We start from the raw sequence: 16670 nt of genomic DNA, 5'->3' as shown, positions 1-16670 counted from the left end.
GGTACGGATGGTCCACGTCATATTCGGGTTGCCCCCTGCACGAATCGGGCACGACGACGAGACCGATCATCATGTGGTTACTCGTTACTCGATGTGGTCTCTCGCGTGCGACGAACGATTTCAGGCGACCGCAACAATCATAAATATCAGGAACGCTTCACCATGCTGGAAATCAGCGATAACACAATCAGCAATACCGAAAATCAGCAACGCCGCGCATCAGCAAAATCGTAAGCAGACGATACCGAAACGGCTGCAATCAGCAATGCATATCGCAATATGTATGGGAAGCGCCCATCATGGGTCGCCGTTGGCGTCGGGCATGCACGGCCCGACGCGTAAGCCGCCGCTCATCGGCGGCGCAACATAACACGCCTGTACTACAACAATCGTCTCCCATGACGTTCACCTCCTTACATCACACGAAAAACAGCGAAAAAATACGACAGAACACGGCACAATCATCCGCGTCACATACACGGACAAGACGCCACCGATTTACTTGAACATTCGGGTACGTGTCAGGAACCACGTGACGACGGCGGCGAGCGCCACCGACACAATCACAACGAACGCGAAGCCCCACGACTGGCCCGTCAACGGCATCACGTCGAAATTCATGCCATACAGGGAGAAAATCAACGTCGGAATCGAAATCGAAATCGAAATGATCGTGAAGATGCGCATTACGTTATTCAGATTATTCGATACGATCGAAGCGAATGCGTCCGTCATATTCGCCAAAACGCCGGAGTAGATGTTGGCCATCTCGATGGCCTGCTTGTTTTCAATAATGACGTCTTCCAGCAGGTCCTCGTCTTCCGGATACTGTTTGATGCGCGGCAGCGTGGTCAGCTTTTCCATCACGATTTCATTCGATTTGAGCGACGTCGTGAAATAGACCAAGGTTTTGCTCAGCTCAAGCAGCATCAGGATTTCGCGATTCTGCATGGAATGGCGCAGTTTCATTTCCAGTCGGTCGCTTTCGCGGTCGATGATACGCAGGTAACGCAAATACATGGTGGCGTTGCGATACAGGATCTGCAGAATGAAACGCGTTTTCATGAACGTGTTGAAACCGCGGATGGTACCTTCCATGAACGGATGCAGTACAGGTGTATCCTGCATGCACACGGTGATGATCAGGCTTTGTGTGATGATAATCGACAACGGGATCGTCTCATACCAGTTGCGACCGTCACGTTCTTCAACCGTCGGGATGTCGACGATGATCATCGTGTAATCATCTTCGACGTCGACGCGCGAACGTTCCTCGTCGTCCAAAGGCGCGCGCAGGTCGGCGAGTTCAACGCCCGTCTCTTGGGCGACCGTAGCCAATTCCACGTCGGTAGGTTGGGTAAGACATAACCATGATCCGTTTTCCGGTTTTTCGATCTGCTCCACCTGGCTATTGATGGTTCGGAACATTCTCAACATGACTGTCACCCGCCTTCCGCGCTGTCTTACGTTCTATCGCTGTACGGTATCGATCGGCGGTGTCTGTGCTCGTAAAACATTGCTCAAACCCTACTTGGTTGAGGCATGCCAGACGTACCGCGCGTGTAAACCTTACCTAGGATAATCCCAGGCTAGGAATTCGGCCAGCGGCGAGTCATAAGGGATTCTGAACACATGGCGAACGCGGATTGAACGCGCTTCAAATCCTTCACACAGACACCGCAGGACTGCAACCTCAGCCTTGCAATACACGCCACTTCGGCATATCCGGATTACGCAGATAATCCGGACCGTTCTCCCAATCCGTCATCGCCGCCGCTTGCGGCCTGCAATTGAACTCCTCCAACAACCATTGCACGCCGTCCTCCTTATATACAGGAGTCAAGCGTGACCAACAAGCGTTGCCCACCGCACCCAAATTGCTCAAGGAATCAGGATCCATGTTCAACAGCGTTTCGATTGTGGCGACGATCCACGAGCCATGACCGACGAGCATCAGTGTCTGCTGCGTAGGATCGGACTGCGAGCGAGCGATCATGTCATGCACCGCTGCGGCACCACGCGTACCGACCTCCACACGTGTTTCCACGCCATGCCGCGTTTCACCGCCCGTATGTGCACGCCAAGACGCGTAATCTTCAGGCCAACGCTCGCATACCTCTTCACGAGTCATGCCCTCCCATTCACCGAAACTGCGCTCACGCAAACGTGCATCCGATTCCACGGGAAGTCCCATAATATCCGCGAACGCATGCGCGGTCTGCTGCGCACGATACAAATCGGACGACACAATATGCATCACATGCTTTGCCGCAGAGCATTCACGCACATCCGCAACGCCACGCTCAGACAGTTGTTCCGTGCAATCTTTGGCCTGCATATCCTGCAGCATTTCAGGATGCGCCGCAATATGCGACGCCTTCGCCCAATAATATCGACCTGCCAATTCATAGGCACTCTGGTCCACCTGCCATCGGCCGATGATATCGAGCGGAATGTCGATCTGTCCCTGCAATCGACGCAGCAAATTGTATGCAGTGCGCCCGTGACGCAGCATCACCACTTCATTGATCATGCATCCGCTTTCTTGTTAACGCTTCCAATACTCCAAACTATACTGGCATCCCCCACCGAGCGGCCTTGTTATGCATCCATGTCATGCCTCTGGACGCCCTGTGACAAACCAATATGCGAGTGCTACGAACACCGTTCCGCCGATGACATTGCCCAGCGTCGCAGCCGACAGATTGATGATAATGCTTGGGAACGTGATGGCCGCAGCCTGCGTGGCGTCTCCGTAGCCAAGCATTCCACCGACCATGCCGATGGGAAGGAAGAACATGTTGGCCACGCAGTGTTCGAAGCCCATGGCGACGAATCCCGCGATGGGCAACAGGATGCCAATGACCTTATCTGCAACTGATCGTGCCGCGAACCCGATACGCACAGCGAGGCAGACAAGGATGTTGCATAGGATGCCGCGTACGAAAAGCGTGCCCCATCCAGTGCCGACCTTTGCCGAAGCGGTGGCCACCGCGACCGCACCCACCGCGCCATCGTTCAGTCCCAAGGTTCCGGCAAGCGCGATCAACATTACCAGCATGAGGGCTCCGGCGAGATTACCGCCCCATACGATCGCCCAATTCTTCAGCATGGCCGTCCACGCGATGCGTCGCCGAGGAAGGTCGGACGCCATCAGCGAATTGCCCGTGAACAATTCAGCGCCGCAACATAGGACCAGTATGAGCCCCATGCAAAATGCAAGACCTCCCATGAAGCGTTGCGGCCCCCATGGCAAGGAGGAGTCCGAAGTGACAATGAGGAAGAACAATGCGCCAAAGCCAATGAACATGCCGGCGAACATGGCTGAAAGAAAGGTTCTTGCGCTGGATAACCGCGTCTTGTTCTCCCCCGCGCGCTCCACGGCTTCCTCGGTCTGCGCCGGTGTCAAAGCGTCGATGTTGATGACCGTCGGCGCACCGTTGCCGGCACCTGTCTGTGCAATTTTGGATGGTGTGGATTCACGCATGTGCGACATCGTCGTCCCCCTATGGATATGCTCACGTCATTGTCAGTGCGGATTTCAGCCCTCCGTAATGGGCCGTTCCGACAGCGCACAAGCATAGCTGGAACGATGACGGTTCAACGCAAAACGGCGCTTCACCGGCATGTCGATACATGCTCGAATGAAACGCCGCCTCAGATTGCCCCGTTAGATAACGCACCACGCATGGACGTCATCTGACGGCTTATGAAACGTCGGTCAGTCCTTTTCGATGGTCTTGCCGGCGGTGGCGCCGGAAGTCAGATCCTGGATTTCGGTGATTTCCATGACCGGAATGGCGACCGGCTTCTTCGTGCCCTTTTCTTCGGCGATCTTGACCTGCTCGTCGTAGATGGCGTCATCGGTGTGCAGGGTCACGGTGCCGCGGAAACGGTAGCCTTTTTTTTCGGCCAGGTTGGCAACGGCGATGACCAGCGGGCTGCCGTCGACCAAATTGCGATAATGCTGGCCTGCGGTGCGCTCGTGGTATGCGAGATGATTGTCGTCCAGCACGAACATCGACATCTTCGGACCGAGGTCGAGTTCGCCGTCCTTGTTGATGGTGGTAATCCAAACGAGATTGTTTTCGATGAAGGTCTTCATCTCAGCGGTGAGTGTTGCCATAGCGTCCATCCTTTCAAATTGGTGCTGTTTCAAGGGTACTTCACTTTTGCCGCATTCACGCGCGGACTCGCTGTGAGCAATGTCACGCCGCAGCCGACGAACGCTGCAGGCGCGGCGTGCTCTACTCGTTGACGCGCAAGCTGCACAATCTCGGTTTTTTCATCACCCAACGCGGTTCCCGTTATCGGATTCGCTGAATTTGTTCCGTCCCGTCCCGTGATGCGATGCTATAGTCACGTTTTATGACCGATTTAGTTACTGAACGCATGATTTTGCGCCCCTGGCATGTTGACGATGACGCTGATGCGCGTGCGCTGTTCCGCTATGCAAGCAGTCCGAATGTCGGCCCAGCAGCCGCTTGGCCGGCGCATCGCAGCGTTGCGGATAGTGCACGGATTATTCGCGATACGCTAAGCGCGCCGGAGACGTATGCCGTTGTGTTGAAGGAAAGCGGAGAGCCTGTTGGCAGTGTCGGATTGAAACCGCTGTCGTCGGATATTGCAGGTGATTACGCCGATGGGCCCCGCCCCCAAACCAAACATGCGCTGGAGCTTGGATATTGGATTGGCGAACCCTATTGGGGGCAGGGGCTGATTCCTGAAGCGTGCCGCGAATTGCTGCGCCACGGTTTTGAAGATCTTCAATTGGATGCGGTTTGGGGCACACACGATGTTGAAAACATTAAATCTTCCCGTGTGATGGACAAGCTTGGCCTGAAACGAATCGGAATCGCCGAACATGTGCATATGGAACTGCTCGGCGATGTCTACCGGGACGAGGTCATCCGCCGCATCACCCGTAACGAATGGAAGGCTTCCGTATAAATCGGAATCCCAACGACATACGGGAATCCCGTTGCAAACTAGTTTGTTTTGGTTTGCAGGACACTCTTGCGGGTGTCCGCTCCAAGCCTTATGCGTTTCTCGCTGCCTGGTTCGTGTTTCCTTCCCGTGTTTGAGGACGGGTCTTTCGGATGTCCGCCGGGGTTCCCCGGTCTTACGCATCCTCCGCACGCGTTTAGAGTCTCCGGGGCACTCCCGGCGACGTCGATGTTGATGGCCGCGTTATGGTCGCGGTCGATGACCAGTCCGCATTGGTCGCACACGTACACGCGTTCCTTAAGGGACAGTTTGGCTTTCACCGCCCCGCAGTTCGAGCATGTCCTGCTGCTTGGATACCAACGGTTGACGATATGGAGTCGTGCGCCGGTTCGGACGCACTTGTATTCGAGCATGCGACGGAACATGCCGAAGCCCGCGTCTAGAATCTCCCGGTTCAATCCTGCCTTGGCCTTGCGTCCGTTGGGAAGGTATCGTCCGGGGTTGTTCGTGTCCGCTTTCGCTTTCGGTCGTTTCGTCATGCCTTTGACGTTCAGGTCCTCGACGCTGATGTCCGCGTAGGTCGTGGCGAGCATGGTGGTCAGCTTGTCCATGCGGTCGCGGCGTTGACGGGCGACGCGGGCCGCGACCTTCTGCAATTCCCGTTTGGCCTCCAGCCACCGTCTAGACCCTTTCCTGCGCCGGTTCAGCTTGCGTTGGATTCGGCGTTGCCGTCGCATGCTCGTCTTCAGGGTGTGCGGGTTCTCGACCATGGCGCCGTCGCTGAACGTGGCGATGCGTTTGACGCCCAGATCCACGCCCACATGGCCTTGCAATGTGGTGGACGGCTGCGGGTCGGGGACTTCGATGAGCAGGCTCGCGTACCAGCGTCCGTCATGCCTGCTGATGGTCATGCGTGAGGGTTGGATGCCGCCGGTCAGCTTCCCGACGTTCTCCATGCAGTGCACGCGGCCGATGCGCGGCAGTTTCAACCCATATGGGTCGGCGACGCCGAACGAGCCGGTCGTGTACGTGAACTTCGGGGTCGTCCTGCGTTTGCTGCGAGGCTTCGGCCAGCCCATCCGCTCCCCTTTGCGGTCGCCGTCACGGGACGCGAAGTAGTTGGAGAACGCGTCGGACAGTGATTGCAGTCCGCTGGTGTACGCCTCCTTGCTGTTCTCCCGCCACCACGGGGCGATTTCGTCCTTCCATTCGTTCCACCAGCGTCGCAGCGCGGGCATGCTCCAGTCCGCCTTGCCTTTGCCTTCGCAGGAGGTGAGTCCGTTCAACTGGCTGGCAACGTGCATCAGACCGAGGTTGAACACGAAGCGGGCCGCGCCCGCATTGGACGCGAGCATCCGGGTCTGTCTCGGCGTCGGGTCGAGCGCCACTTTGACTCCCTTACGCATCACGCACCGCCCTTAACGCGGCCTCCGCCTTATGCTTGGCCGCGCGACGCCCATACAGCCGCGCGCAGAACGAGGTGAGGACTTCGGTCATATCGCGCACCAGATCATCATCCGGCTCAGCGTCGTCCACCACGATTATCCGCCGCCCCTGCGCCTTCAGCGCGCTCTCCACCAGTCCGGCGTTCATGCGGGCGAGACGGTCACGATGCTCCACGATGATACGGGTCACGGTCGGGTCGGCGAGCAGACGATTCAGCTTGCGCCGACGGTCGTTCATGCCGGAACCGGTCTCCGTGACCACCTCCGGGTTCTCGACGCCCATGTTGACGGCGAACGCCTTCAACCTATCCGCCTGCCGTTGCAGGTCGGCCTTCTGGTCGGCGGACGACACGCGAGCGTAGCAGACCGTCCGGCCCTCGCCTCCGACCGGCGCGGAGGTCTCGTACTTGGGGTCGTGAACGAGCCACATGCCCGAAGGCGTATGCTCCACGGGCACGGGCATTCTCCCGGTGCGGCACCATTTCCACACCGTCTGGGGATTCAGACCCTCACGGGCAGCCCATTCACGAACCAACATGATATCAATTATAACAAACTAAACAGTAATAAAACAAACAAGAAGTGCAGCAGATTACAACCCCTCTTTAGGAATCAGGCAGGCCGTATCAGCGCCATTCCCTCCGCAGGATGGCGTACTGATACGTATTTTCATACAGTGGGTTGCCATTCGAATCGTTCACGAAAGAGATGAAGTCCAGAAACAGTCCTTCCCTGCGCATGCCCAGCCTTTCGCACAACCGTTGGGACGAAATGTTATAGTCCTCGGTGTAGGCGTATATGCACCGCGCGTCCTTTTCCTTGAAGAGGTATTCAAAAACGCGTGAGCGGCCTCACATGCGTATCCCTCGCCTTGACATATCTCATTCAGCATCCAGCATGGGCTGAACGTGTCCATCTCTGCATCATTCCGGTCAGGCGAGACGAACTCCGGCGCCGCATCGATTTCGCCGATGACCTTTCCCGTCTCCTTAAGCACAATGGGCGAATGTATATTCCTCATCTTTGCCGCGTTCCAAAGCCACCCCTCGCTTCTTCCAACGAATTCAGCTTCATGCAGGCAAAGCAGTTCACGACGGGCTCCCTCAAATACTCATATATGTCCGCCGCGTCGGATTCTTGAAATGGGCGAAGGATCAACCGCTGTGTTTCGATCATTTGTTTATGGCTCCTTTATCCGCAACAATTGCGACGCTTCATGGCATCCGGACCGTTACGTTACAGATCCCCTTAAGACCGCATCTGCCGACTTCGAGAGACATTATTCCGTCCCGTCCGTTCGGCAAAAGCTTACTGCCTTTCAACGCCCGCCCGCGAATCCAGTTCCAACCTTCACTCATACGATAATTCACGGATGACGATATTCGGTAAAGTCCGCTATAAAAACCAGACCCGATGCAGGGAACGGTTGTTCAGGATGTCATGAAACGCACCGATCGCGTACCCGGATGAAATGCACTTCTGTTTTCTATCCCAGAATGCCGGGGTCTCCCTTAACAAAAAACCTTGGACAGTGTCCAAGGCTTAATGCGTGGAGCTAAGGGGATTCGAACCCCTGACCCCCTCCATGCCATGGAGGTGCGCTACCAGCTGCGCTATAGCCCCAATTAGCTACCAGCGTTCGTCGTCGTCATAAAATCACACGACCAACAACAACGACTATCGCCGTAAAGACTTCCGAAAACCGGAATGCCTTCGTGGAGCTAAGGGGATTCGAACCCCTGACCCCCTCCATGCCATGGAGGTGCGCTACCAGCTGCGCTATAGCCCCGTTACAACACTTCCGTGTCGAACCTGAGATAGGTTACAACGGGACCCTGATTTACGCAAGTTTCGGCATGTCGCAACAAGCAACCAGCGAGCGCACTAGCATCCACATCGCCTTATAGGCCGGTACCTGAGCCACTTGTGGAAGACGACGAAGAGCTGCCCGAACCGCCGCTGCCGGCGGTTCCACCGCTGGCACTGCTGTCTGTTGTTCCGGAAGACGCATCGTTCCCGTCACTGGTCGATCCGCTTGGCAGTGAACCGTCCGTGCTATCTCCAGTGTTTCCGGTCCCGTTATTCGCCGCGCCTGAATTATCGGTTGTTGAATCCGAACCATCCGTGCCGGTGCTTCCCGAGGTGTTGCCTTGTGTTGCATCGTTTGTGGAATCCGCCGACTCCCCCGTGCCGCCGGAATTGTTGTCCGAGTCCTTAGATGCATCCTGATTGGCATTGTCGGCATTCTCGTCACTGGTGCCGGACGGATCTTCCTCTGATGGAGACGACGGATATTCCGTTCCTGACATATCCTCCGATCCAGGCGCCGGCACGACCACGCTGGTGTTTGGATGAACAATATCGCGCACCACACTGTCGGTGCCTTCACCACCGGTGACAAGCAGAATCACTCCCGCCGTGGCGCCGACAGCGACCAAGGCGCTGACGACGGCAACGATAATCGCAAGACGCTTGCTGCGACGCTCCACCGCCAGTTGGGCCGAAGTCGGGCTCATATGTGCGCGGGCACTGTTCTTCGACACCTTCGAAACCTTTGGCGACGCCCCCGCCGAGTCCCCCGTCGTTTCATCCGCGCGTCCGACGGCCGAACGAATGCTTCTACCTTCTGCGTCGCGAATCACACTCGTCTCATCGGATGCAGGCATAGCGACCGTATCATCAGACAGCCCGTCCTTATTCAAATCCGCATTCGCCACATCGTCATTGGCGATGGCGTCAGCGCCAATGACGATGGTCTCATCCACCGCGGCGTCCCGCGTCTTCTGCGCACCGTCCGAATTGGCTTCGGCCTTAGAGTCCGACCCATCCAGACCGCCGATTGACAGCGGCGATGTTTCCCGCAGTTTCGCTTTCGACGCTTCCAACATATTCTTATAGATCTGCGACGCCGCCGCGGATACGACAGAACCGACGGCAACGCCAATCACAGATCCCGCTATGCCGATTTTCGCAGACAGCAGGAATGATGTGACGGCCGCCAACGCGCCGGCACACAACTGCGAAAATGATAATCCCTTGAAAAAATTCCTCACATGTCCGAACTTAGCGGCAATCGTTGTACCCCAGCTGTGCTGACAGTGAAAATTGCTTAATCCGCACATCTTCGTCAAATATCGCCCTGCAATGACGTCCCTTCACAGGATTCCGCCAAACGACATGCCAACGAGTATCGCGATATGCTTATGGCGGTACGCGAGCGAGAGGATACCCAATGAACGATTTTCCAACGCGGGATGGCTATGCAAGAAATAATGCGGCGCGGCATGCCACGACGCGAATTCGCCGTCGCCGTTATCCGCTTGTTATCATCGTCGCAGTGGCTGCGGTGATGATTGCGTCGATTATTGCTGTCGTCGTCGCTGCGCCGCATCTGCAGTCATCCGGCATTGTTTCCGGCCCGTCGCCGTCGGAGGAAACAAGCCAAGCGTATCCGAAAATCACGAGTACGATTGATTTCGATGGCGACGGCATCGATGATTACACGGATTTGCTGGAGGGCGCACGCCAGGATGCTGAGAATCATCCAACGTATGATGACGGCTATTATCAGGGCGGTTACCCTCCGGAGGATCGCGGCGCCTGTACGGATGTGATTTGGCGGGCTTTTCGCAACGCCGGATACGATTTGAAGGCGATGGTGGATGCCGATATCGCCGCCGACCCCGCTTCATACGCGCAGGTTGTTTCCGTGCCCGATCCGAATATTGATTTTCGCAGGACGGGCGTATTGAATGTGTTCTTTTCAAAATATGCGACGTCGCTGACGACGGACACTTCAGCCAAGGAGGAATGGCAGCGCGGCGATATCGTCGTGTTCGAATCAACACGGCATATCGGCATGGTGTCGGATAAGCGCGACGCGGACGGCAACGCGTTTATCATTCACAATATGGGCCAGAAGGAGCGCGAAAACGACTATCTGGCGTTCAAAACGCATATGACGGTAACCGCGCATTATCGATTTGACGCGTCGAAGATCGATCGGAATATTCTGATCAAGTGGACGGATTAGTCTGCCGTCATTCGTGATTGTTCAATAGCAGATTGCCGCAATCAACGCGCCATGCATGCTGCGATTTCGCCGCGGAATAGCATGAAAAATATTTGCCGCTGGCGATTAATGCGATTCCTGTGAACGCGCGGACAATATCATGGCGACGAAAATCATGGCGAAGCCGATAAGCGCGTTCCATCCGGGGATTTCGCCCCAGAAGATTGCGGCGAAGACGACGGAGAACAGGCTTTCCGTGCACATGATGATTGACGCACTGTCGGCGGGCACATGTGCGAGACCAATGTTTTGCATGATTTGCGCGGCCGTTGTCGCTCCGAACAGCAAGTACAGGAAGCTTGCGATAACACCCGGCTCAAGCCATGCGGCGGTCGGCGCGGGCTCCGTCAACAATGCGCCGGCGAAGAACAGGACGCCGGCGACGGCGAATTGCACGAAAGTCACAGCAATCGGATTGTGTGCACGCGAGTAGACGCCGAGCAGCGTCAAGTTAAAGGAGAACACCACTGCGCACAGCAAGGTCAGCCAATCTCCCGACGACAATGCCAATCCGCCGGAACCCGGCTTCAACGCGACGAAGCCGACGCCGGCCAGACAGATGACTCCGGCGACCAGATTGATGGCGCGTGGCTTATTTTTGGAAATAAGCCACGCCGCGAACGGCGTCAGCACGCAGTATGCGGCGGTCAGGAAAGCACTTCGACCTGGATCGATGGTTTGCAGACCGATGTTCTGCGGTACCAGCGTACCCCAGTAGGTCACGCCCGTGAGCAATGCCGGCACGATGATGGAACGATTCAGACTCGGCAGAATGCTTTTGCGAAACAAAATCAGCATCACGATGCAAGCGCCGAACATGCGCAGGGCCATCAGTGATTGCGGCGCGATAGTGCGCATCGCCATTTTGGATACCAGATAGCTGCCGCCCCATAATGCGGCGCAGCATAGCAGCATCAGGCGTGCAAGATTGGGCGGGAACGAACGGGAAGCCTTGCTTCGCAAATTCTGAAAGAAACGCATCTCACCTACGCATATCAAATGTGTGAATCAGCCTGTAAACATTCGGCGAACAATTCAAAGATTCATATGTTCCCATTGCGGGGTGTCTGCTTCGGCCGGACCATGATTGTAATCCGTCAAACGCCAACGCAGCGTGCCATCATCCATTTCCAATGGCACCAAACGCGCCCAATGCGCGTTGCGCATCGACATCATCGATGCATAATCCGAATGCGCCAGATTCATACCAAGCAACGTCTGCAAGGTCAGTGAAATCCACGCTCCATGCGAAAACACATACAGGTCGGTGTCGGTGTCGTAACGGGTCGACCAATCGTTTAAAGCCTCCACGCCGCGACGACCGACCTCCGAAGCTGGTTCAGCACCGTATTTAAGCTCGCCGCCTGCAAACTGCGTCCAGGAATAGTAATCCTCCGGATACCGTTCGGCCAATTCCTCTACGGAAACGCCCTCCCATTCGCCAAAACTGCGTTCGCGCACGCGCTCATCGGTGGCCACATCCAGCGAAAGCCTGTCTGCGAACGCGTGAGCCGTGGCCAATGCACGCCCCAAATCCGAACTGACGACAACCGGATGCGTGGCGGGCCTTTGGTCGACATATAACGTTTTCAGGGCTTCGCCTGTGCGGGTAACCTGCCACTGGCCTGTCTGGTCAAGCGGAATATCAATCTGGCCTTGCAGACGATGTGCGGCGTTATATGCGGTACGGCCGTGACGAACCAGCGTCATCGAACGGACGTGCATTGGCGTGGTCCTTTTCTTCGAGTCTGTAGTGATTTACTGTTACGCTTGTTCGGCCTGCGGCACGCTGGTTTCAGGATGTTCCAACTGCAGGTCGATGGTTGGGCAATCGCGCCACAGGCGTTCAATGCCGTAGAAATCGCGGGATTCCTGGTGCATGACGTGGATGAGGAAATCACCGTAGTCAAGAAGCACCCACTGGCCTTCGGCGAGGCCGTCGCGCGAACGCGGTTGGCGCTTGTTGTCCTTCAGGTACAGGTCCTTTTCGATTTCCTCGGCCACTGCGAGCACCTGACGCTCGTTCGAAGCGGAGGCGATCAGCATGATGTCGGTGATGGCGAGCGGTTCGCTCACATCAATGGCGACGATGTCGGTGGCCTTGACTCGGTCGGCCGCTGCTGCGGCGATACGTACGGAATCGATGGATTCTTGCAATGCGGTCATATTTCAGCGCTCCCAGGCGGGCTTCCAGCCCTCGATATTGTGCTGCGTGTTTTCGGAATACACCATGGTATCAGCAGGCACGTCGTGACGGACCACGGATCCTGCGCCGGTGGTGACGCCGTCACCGACGGTGACAGGTGCGACGAACAGGTTTCCGGCTCCCACGTGCACGTCGGAGCCGATGGTGGTGTGGTGCTTGTGCACGCCGTCATAGTTGGCGGTGATGGTGCCGCCGCCGATATTCGTATGCTCTCCCAGATCGGCGTCGCCGACATAGCTCAAATGCGGCACCTTGGTGCCGTTGCCGATGTGGGCCTTCTTCATTTCCACGAAAGCGCCGGCCTTGCTTCCCTCGCCTAAGTCGTTGCCGGGGCGCAGATACGTCCACGGGCCGATATTCGCGGCGCGTCCGATATGCGTTTCCTGTACGCGGGAGCGTTCCACGACGGCTTCTTCATCGATGGTTGCGTCGATAAGCGTCGTGTACGGGCCGACGACGGCGTTTTCGCCGATGACGGTGTGCCCCTGCAGAAAGCAGCCCGGCAGAATCGTCGCGTCACGAGCGATTTCCACTTCGTCTTCAATCCACGTGGTAGCGGGGTCGAGAATGGTGACGCCTTCGCGCATCCAATATTCGCAGATGCGTGTGTTGTGGGCTTTGGCGAGGGCCGCGAGCTGCACGCGGTCGTTGACGCCTTCCACGCTCAAGGGATCCGGAGCCGCGAACGCACCAACCTTGCCTGTGGCCTTGGCCATTTCCAGCGCATCGGTCAGATAGAACTCACCCTGCGCATTATTGGATTTCAGATCGCGGATTGCGGCAGTCAACACCTTCGCGTCGAACACGTATACGGAAGTATTCACTTCCTGTACAGCCAATTCGCTACGATTGGCGTCCTTCTGTTCAACGATACGCAGCACATCACCGTCACGATCGCGAATGATGCGACCATAACCGTTGGGATCGTCCAACACGGTGGTCAACACGGTGGCGCCATTACCGCTATCGTTATGGAACTCGAGCAGCTTGCTCAACGTATCGCCGTCCAACAACGGCATATCGGAAGCCGCGATCAACACAGCACCTTCCGCTTCCCCCTGCCCCTGCAGCTGTGCCATCGCGCACTGCACGGCGCGACCGGTACCGGGAATGTCGTCCTGATTGACGATGACGGCCTGTGGATTGTATGACAGAGCGGCCTTCGCGACGCGTTCCGCCTGATAATGTACAACCACGGCAAGCGTCTGCGGATTAAGCGAGGCGACGGAACGCATAACCCGTTCGAGGAAAGTGCGTCCGGCAAATGTGTGCAGCACTTTCGGCTTCGAGGAACGCATGCGGGTGCCTTCACCTGCGGCAAGAATAATCGCGGCTGATAATGCCATGGATGTCTCTCCAATTCAATTCTTTGGATAACACAAAGGCGTTCGTTTCGCGTAAGCCGCGTAACGAACGCCCTAACGAGCTCCCCCACCTGGACTCGAACCAAGACAAAGGGTTCCAAAGACCCGTGTGCTGCCATTACACCATGGGGGAACGGCGGAACGAATTCCGCCAAGTGTTAATTATGCCATAGGTCGGGACTTTACGCGCCCGCCGTGTCGTTGGAGCATGCCATCGTCAGGCGAACAGGAATCCCTGGCCGTGATGTTCCGGATACGTATCGAACAGTTCGGCCACCGAACCGTCTTCGAACACCGCACGGATGGCGCTTGCCAGCAGCGGAGCGATGGACAGCACGGTCAGACCGCTCCAACGCTTCGATTCCGGAATCGGCACGGTGTCGGTCAACACGACTTCCTTCGCACCGCAGGCACGCAGACGCTCTACCGCCGGGTCGGACAACACGCCATGCGTGGCGACAACGGTAACGGACTTCGCGCCGGAATTCTTCAATACGGTACATGCGCCGGCGATCGTGCCAGCGGTATCGATCAAATCGTCGACCAGCACGCAGTCCTTGCCTTCGACGTCGCCGACGACACGGTTGGCTACAGCCTGGTTCGGACGGGTGATGTCGCGCGTCTTGTGCACGAAGGCCAAGGGGCCGCCGCCGAGACGCTGTGCCCACTGTTCAGCCACGCGAATACGGCCGGCATCCGGGGAGACGACGGTGACATTGTCGAGCTGATTGGAGAAACGGTCACGAATATAGTCGACCAGCACCGGCATGGCGATCAGATGATCGACCGGGCCGTCGAAGAAGCCTTGGGACTGAGCGGCATGCAGGTCGACGCTCATGATACGGTCGGCGCCTGCGGTTTTCAGCAGGTCAAAAATCAGGCGGCAGGAAATGGGCTCGCGGCCGCGATGCTTCTTATCCTGACGAGAATAGCCGAGCAACGGGCAGACTGCGGTGATGGATCGTGCGGAAGCGCGCTTCAACGCATCAATCATAATCAGCTGTTCCATGATCGACTGGTTGACGGGATTGCTGTGGCTCTGCAGGACGAACACGTCGGCGCCACGCACCGATTCGGTGTAGCGCACGTACATCTCGCCGTTGGCGAAGTCGTACGCCGTCGTTTCCAACACATCAATACCGAGCTGCTTTGCAACGTCCCCGGCCAGCTTAGGGTGCGCCCTGCCGGTGACGAGGATGAGATTCTTATCTGGCTTTCCTTCAAGGATTGCGCTCACCGTGTCTCCAAACGTTCGTTTCGCCAAAGTGGACTTGACTCATTTTAACCGCCCGCGCAGACCGCTCCATGCCGAGCGTTGCACCGTGAAACGAATCAGCGATACAAGCCGTGCTTGCCGATATACTGCACAACGCCATCAGGAACGAGGTACCATACCGGTTCTCCCTCACTGGCACGACGACGCACGTCCGTCGACGAAATCGCCAATGCGGGAATCTCCAACGTATCCACTTTGCCTTCAGGCAAACGCACGCCATTGGGCGATGAATAGCCAGGACGCGTGACGGCGACGAAATGCGCCAGGTCCCACATCAGATCGGCGTCCTTCCACTCCATGATCTCCGCGACCGCGTCGGCGCCGGTAATGAAGAACAATTCGGCATCCGGATGTTGTGCACGAACGTCACGCAAAGTATCAATCGTGTACGTCACTCCAGGGCGATCGATATCGACGCGGGACACCGTGAATTTCGGATTCGAAGCCGTGGCAATCACCGTCATCAAATAGCGGTCTTCGGCATTCGTGACTTTCTTGTCCAATTTGAAGACCGGCCGACCCGTCGGCACGAAAATCACTTCGTCAAGGTCATACACCCAAGCGACTTCGGAAGCGGCCACCAAATGCCCGTTATGAATCGGATCGAACGTGCCGCCCATAATGCCGATACGCGGTCGGCTGTGCCAATTGCCGCGCGCCGAACGCCTGCCGCTGCTCACAGCATCCGAATGCGTCTCATCCAACGACAAATCGGACATGCGACGTTCTTCGTCGTTCATGCATTCCTCCCCTGCTGCGCGGAATTATCGACAGCGTCCGACGAGCCATGCGTTGTAGCGGACACATCGGCATCAGCATTCACCGCGACGTCCACATTCGTGTCATGCGAATCAATCTCATCCATGTCGGCATCCCATTCGTCCTGCACGACCCGGCGGATCTCAGCGAATGTCGGCAGCGGGAAACCAGGCTGATATGCGCTGCGCACTTCAGCCGCACGCTCGGTAACGCGAATCAGCGTGTCGGTCATGCCATCAAGATCATGGTCATGTTCCATCGCCGAAAAGCGGGCAATGTACTGTTCCATCATCGTGATCTGTTCACGAATCTGCTTACGCTGATCCTCATCCAACTCAACGACTTCATCGGAATCGTTATCGGGCCAGCCGATTAGTACAGCGTCGGCGTATTCCAGCGAAGCGCGCTGTGCGGCGGATGCGATGCCGTCTTCGACCTGTACAAGAAATACGTAGCGAACGATGCTCAAACGCTCGGCCGCGATTCCGAGCCAAACACGCTCGTCATCCAAATCCACGTTCCACGGATTGTCTTCAACGCTTATGCCGTCCTTGGCACCAACGGAACTAACGTTGGAATCAGTCATAACGGTTTTGTCATT

At 56.8% G+C, this 16670-nt stretch carries 16 protein-coding genes and 3 tRNA genes; 2 read left to right on the top strand and 17 right to left on the bottom strand.

Annotation, left to right across the window (positions count from 1 at the left end; all coding sequences use genetic code 11):
* Positions 1–498 precede the first annotated feature (498 nt).
* From AC1AWD_RS02970 to AC1AWD_RS02955, 4 genes are all read right to left on the bottom strand, one after another.
* A complete protein-coding gene (locus AC1AWD_RS02970; protein ID WP_476563569.1) occupies positions 499–1437 on the bottom strand; it encodes a magnesium transporter CorA family protein in 939 nt (312 codons plus the stop codon).
* Between the two features lie 256 nt (positions 1438–1693).
* Positions 1694–2533: a histidine phosphatase family protein gene (locus AC1AWD_RS02965; RefSeq protein WP_476563567.1), complete on the bottom strand. Its 840-nt coding sequence runs from the start codon at positions 2531–2533 to the stop codon at positions 1694–1696.
* 81 nt (positions 2534–2614) lie between these two features.
* Positions 2615–3487, bottom strand: coding sequence for a formate/nitrite transporter family protein (locus AC1AWD_RS02960; RefSeq protein ID WP_476563565.1), 873 nt, complete (start codon positions 3485–3487; stop codon positions 2615–2617).
* Between the two features lie 234 nt (positions 3488–3721).
* Positions 3722–4126 carry a pyridoxamine 5'-phosphate oxidase family protein gene (locus tag AC1AWD_RS02955; RefSeq protein ID WP_476563563.1) on the bottom strand — a complete coding sequence of 135 codons (405 nt, stop codon included), beginning with the start codon at positions 4124–4126 and terminating at the stop codon, positions 3722–3724.
* 242 nt (positions 4127–4368) lie between these two features.
* On the opposite strand from AC1AWD_RS02955, the gene AC1AWD_RS02950 reads away from it, so the two are divergent.
* Positions 4369–4950 (top strand): GNAT family N-acetyltransferase, encoded by a 582-nt coding sequence (locus AC1AWD_RS02950; RefSeq protein WP_476563561.1) that lies wholly within the window; start codon positions 4369–4371, stop codon positions 4948–4950.
* Between the two features lie 38 nt (positions 4951–4988).
* Here AC1AWD_RS02950 and tnpB read toward each other — a convergent pair whose 3' ends face one another.
* From tnpB to AC1AWD_RS02925, 5 genes are all read right to left on the bottom strand, one after another.
* A complete protein-coding gene (tnpB, locus tag AC1AWD_RS02945; RefSeq protein WP_476563559.1) occupies positions 4989–6353 on the bottom strand; it encodes an IS607 family element RNA-guided endonuclease TnpB in 1365 nt (454 codons plus the stop codon).
* The gene (locus AC1AWD_RS02940; protein WP_476563557.1) at positions 6346–6930 is read right to left on the bottom strand and encodes an IS607 family transposase; all 585 of its coding nucleotides are present in this window, start codon (positions 6928–6930) and stop codon (positions 6346–6348) included. The genes tnpB and AC1AWD_RS02940 overlap by 8 nt, the downstream gene beginning before the upstream one ends.
* Positions 6931–7942: 1012 nt before the next feature.
* Positions 7943–8015 (bottom strand) — tRNA-Ala (locus AC1AWD_RS02935).
* A gap of 93 nt (positions 8016–8108) precedes the next feature.
* Positions 8109–8181: transfer RNA gene (locus AC1AWD_RS02930), tRNA-Ala, on the bottom strand.
* A 112-nt stretch (positions 8182–8293) separates the two neighbouring features.
* Positions 8294–9445, bottom strand: a complete 1152-nt coding sequence (locus AC1AWD_RS02925; RefSeq protein WP_476563555.1) for a hypothetical protein — start codon at positions 9443–9445, stop codon at positions 8294–8296.
* Positions 9446–9624: 179 nt separating this feature from the next.
* On the opposite strand from AC1AWD_RS02925, the gene AC1AWD_RS02920 reads away from it, so the two are divergent.
* Positions 9625–10425 (top strand): DUF1287 domain-containing protein, encoded by an 801-nt coding sequence (locus AC1AWD_RS02920; protein ID WP_476563553.1) that lies wholly within the window; start codon positions 9625–9627, stop codon positions 10423–10425.
* Between the two features lie 105 nt (positions 10426–10530).
* Here the strand turns inward: AC1AWD_RS02920 and AC1AWD_RS02915 are convergent, their stop codons facing one another.
* From AC1AWD_RS02915 to AC1AWD_RS02880, 8 genes are all read right to left on the bottom strand, one after another.
* Positions 10531–11445 carry a DMT family transporter gene (locus tag AC1AWD_RS02915; protein ID WP_476563551.1) on the bottom strand — a complete coding sequence of 305 codons (915 nt, stop codon included), beginning with the start codon at positions 11443–11445 and terminating at the stop codon, positions 10531–10533.
* Positions 11446–11499: 54 nt separating this feature from the next.
* Positions 11500–12189 carry a histidine phosphatase family protein gene (locus tag AC1AWD_RS02910; RefSeq protein WP_476563549.1) on the bottom strand — a complete coding sequence of 230 codons (690 nt, stop codon included), beginning with the start codon at positions 12187–12189 and terminating at the stop codon, positions 11500–11502.
* Positions 12190–12228: 39 nt separating this feature from the next.
* On the bottom strand, positions 12229–12630 hold the full coding sequence (gene rsfS, locus AC1AWD_RS02905; RefSeq protein WP_476563547.1) for a ribosome silencing factor: 402 nt from the start codon (positions 12628–12630) through the stop codon (positions 12229–12231).
* A gap of 3 nt (positions 12631–12633) precedes the next feature.
* Positions 12634–14016, bottom strand: coding sequence for a bifunctional UDP-N-acetylglucosamine diphosphorylase/glucosamine-1-phosphate N-acetyltransferase GlmU (gene glmU / locus AC1AWD_RS02900; RefSeq protein ID WP_476563545.1), 1383 nt, complete (start codon positions 14014–14016; stop codon positions 12634–12636).
* Positions 14017–14096: 80 nt separating this feature from the next.
* A tRNA-Gln gene (locus tag AC1AWD_RS02895) sits at positions 14097–14167 on the bottom strand.
* A gap of 84 nt (positions 14168–14251) precedes the next feature.
* Positions 14252–15271, bottom strand: coding sequence for a ribose-phosphate diphosphokinase (locus tag AC1AWD_RS02890; protein ID WP_476563543.1), 1020 nt, complete (start codon positions 15269–15271; stop codon positions 14252–14254).
* Positions 15272–15366: 95 nt separating this feature from the next.
* Positions 15367–16050 (bottom strand): nicotinate-nucleotide adenylyltransferase, encoded by a 684-nt coding sequence (nadD, locus tag AC1AWD_RS02885; RefSeq protein ID WP_476563541.1) that lies wholly within the window; start codon positions 16048–16050, stop codon positions 15367–15369.
* On the bottom strand, positions 16047–16655 hold the full coding sequence (locus AC1AWD_RS02880) for a phosphoribosylglycinamide synthetase (protein ID WP_476564555.1): 609 nt from the start codon (positions 16653–16655) through the stop codon (positions 16047–16049). Before AC1AWD_RS02880 ends, nadD begins: the two co-directional genes overlap by 4 nt.
* Positions 16656–16670: the final 15 nt, after the last annotated feature.

Source organism: Bifidobacterium sp. LH_512 (genome assembly GCF_056356435.1).
This window is presented reverse-complemented; position numbering and strand designations above follow the sequence as displayed.

What these genes read in the sequence shown, in the direction of transcription:
- AC1AWD_RS02950 (WP_476563561.1), top strand. Translation starts at nt 4,369, where the DNA reads ATGACCGATTTAGTTACTGAACGCATGATTTTGCGCCCCTGGCATGTT.
- AC1AWD_RS02915 (WP_476563551.1), bottom strand. Translation starts at nt 11,445, where the DNA reads ATGCGTTTCTTTCAGAATTTGCGAAGCAAGGCTTCCCGTTCGTTCCCG.
- AC1AWD_RS02920 (WP_476563553.1), top strand. Translation starts at nt 9,625, where the DNA reads ATGAACGATTTTCCAACGCGGGATGGCTATGCAAGAAATAATGCGGCG.
- nadD (WP_476563541.1), bottom strand. Translation starts at nt 16,050, where the DNA reads ATGAACGACGAAGAACGTCGCATGTCCGATTTGTCGTTGGATGAGACG.
- AC1AWD_RS02960 (WP_476563565.1), bottom strand. Translation starts at nt 3,487, where the DNA reads ATGCGTGAATCCACACCATCCAAAATTGCACAGACAGGTGCCGGCAAC.
- AC1AWD_RS02965 (WP_476563567.1), bottom strand. Translation starts at nt 2,533, where the DNA reads ATGATCAATGAAGTGGTGATGCTGCGTCACGGGCGCACTGCATACAAT.
- AC1AWD_RS02910 (WP_476563549.1), bottom strand. Translation starts at nt 12,189, where the DNA reads ATGCACGTCCGTTCGATGACGCTGGTTCGTCACGGCCGTACCGCATAT.
- tnpB (WP_476563559.1), bottom strand. Translation starts at nt 6,353, where the DNA reads ATGCGTAAGGGAGTCAAAGTGGCGCTCGACCCGACGCCGAGACAGACC.
- glmU (WP_476563545.1), bottom strand. Translation starts at nt 14,016, where the DNA reads ATGGCATTATCAGCCGCGATTATTCTTGCCGCAGGTGAAGGCACCCGC.
- AC1AWD_RS02955 (WP_476563563.1), bottom strand. Translation starts at nt 4,126, where the DNA reads ATGGCAACACTCACCGCTGAGATGAAGACCTTCATCGAAAACAATCTC.
- AC1AWD_RS02880 (WP_476564555.1), bottom strand. Translation starts at nt 16,655, where the DNA reads ATGACTGATTCCAACGTTAGTTCCGTTGGTGCCAAGGACGGCATAAGC.
- AC1AWD_RS02970 (WP_476563569.1), bottom strand. Translation starts at nt 1,437, where the DNA reads ATGTTGAGAATGTTCCGAACCATCAATAGCCAGGTGGAGCAGATCGAA.
- rsfS (WP_476563547.1), bottom strand. Translation starts at nt 12,630, where the DNA reads ATGACCGCATTGCAAGAATCCATCGATTCCGTACGTATCGCCGCAGCA.
- AC1AWD_RS02940 (WP_476563557.1), bottom strand. Translation starts at nt 6,930, where the DNA reads ATGTTGGTTCGTGAATGGGCTGCCCGTGAGGGTCTGAATCCCCAGACG.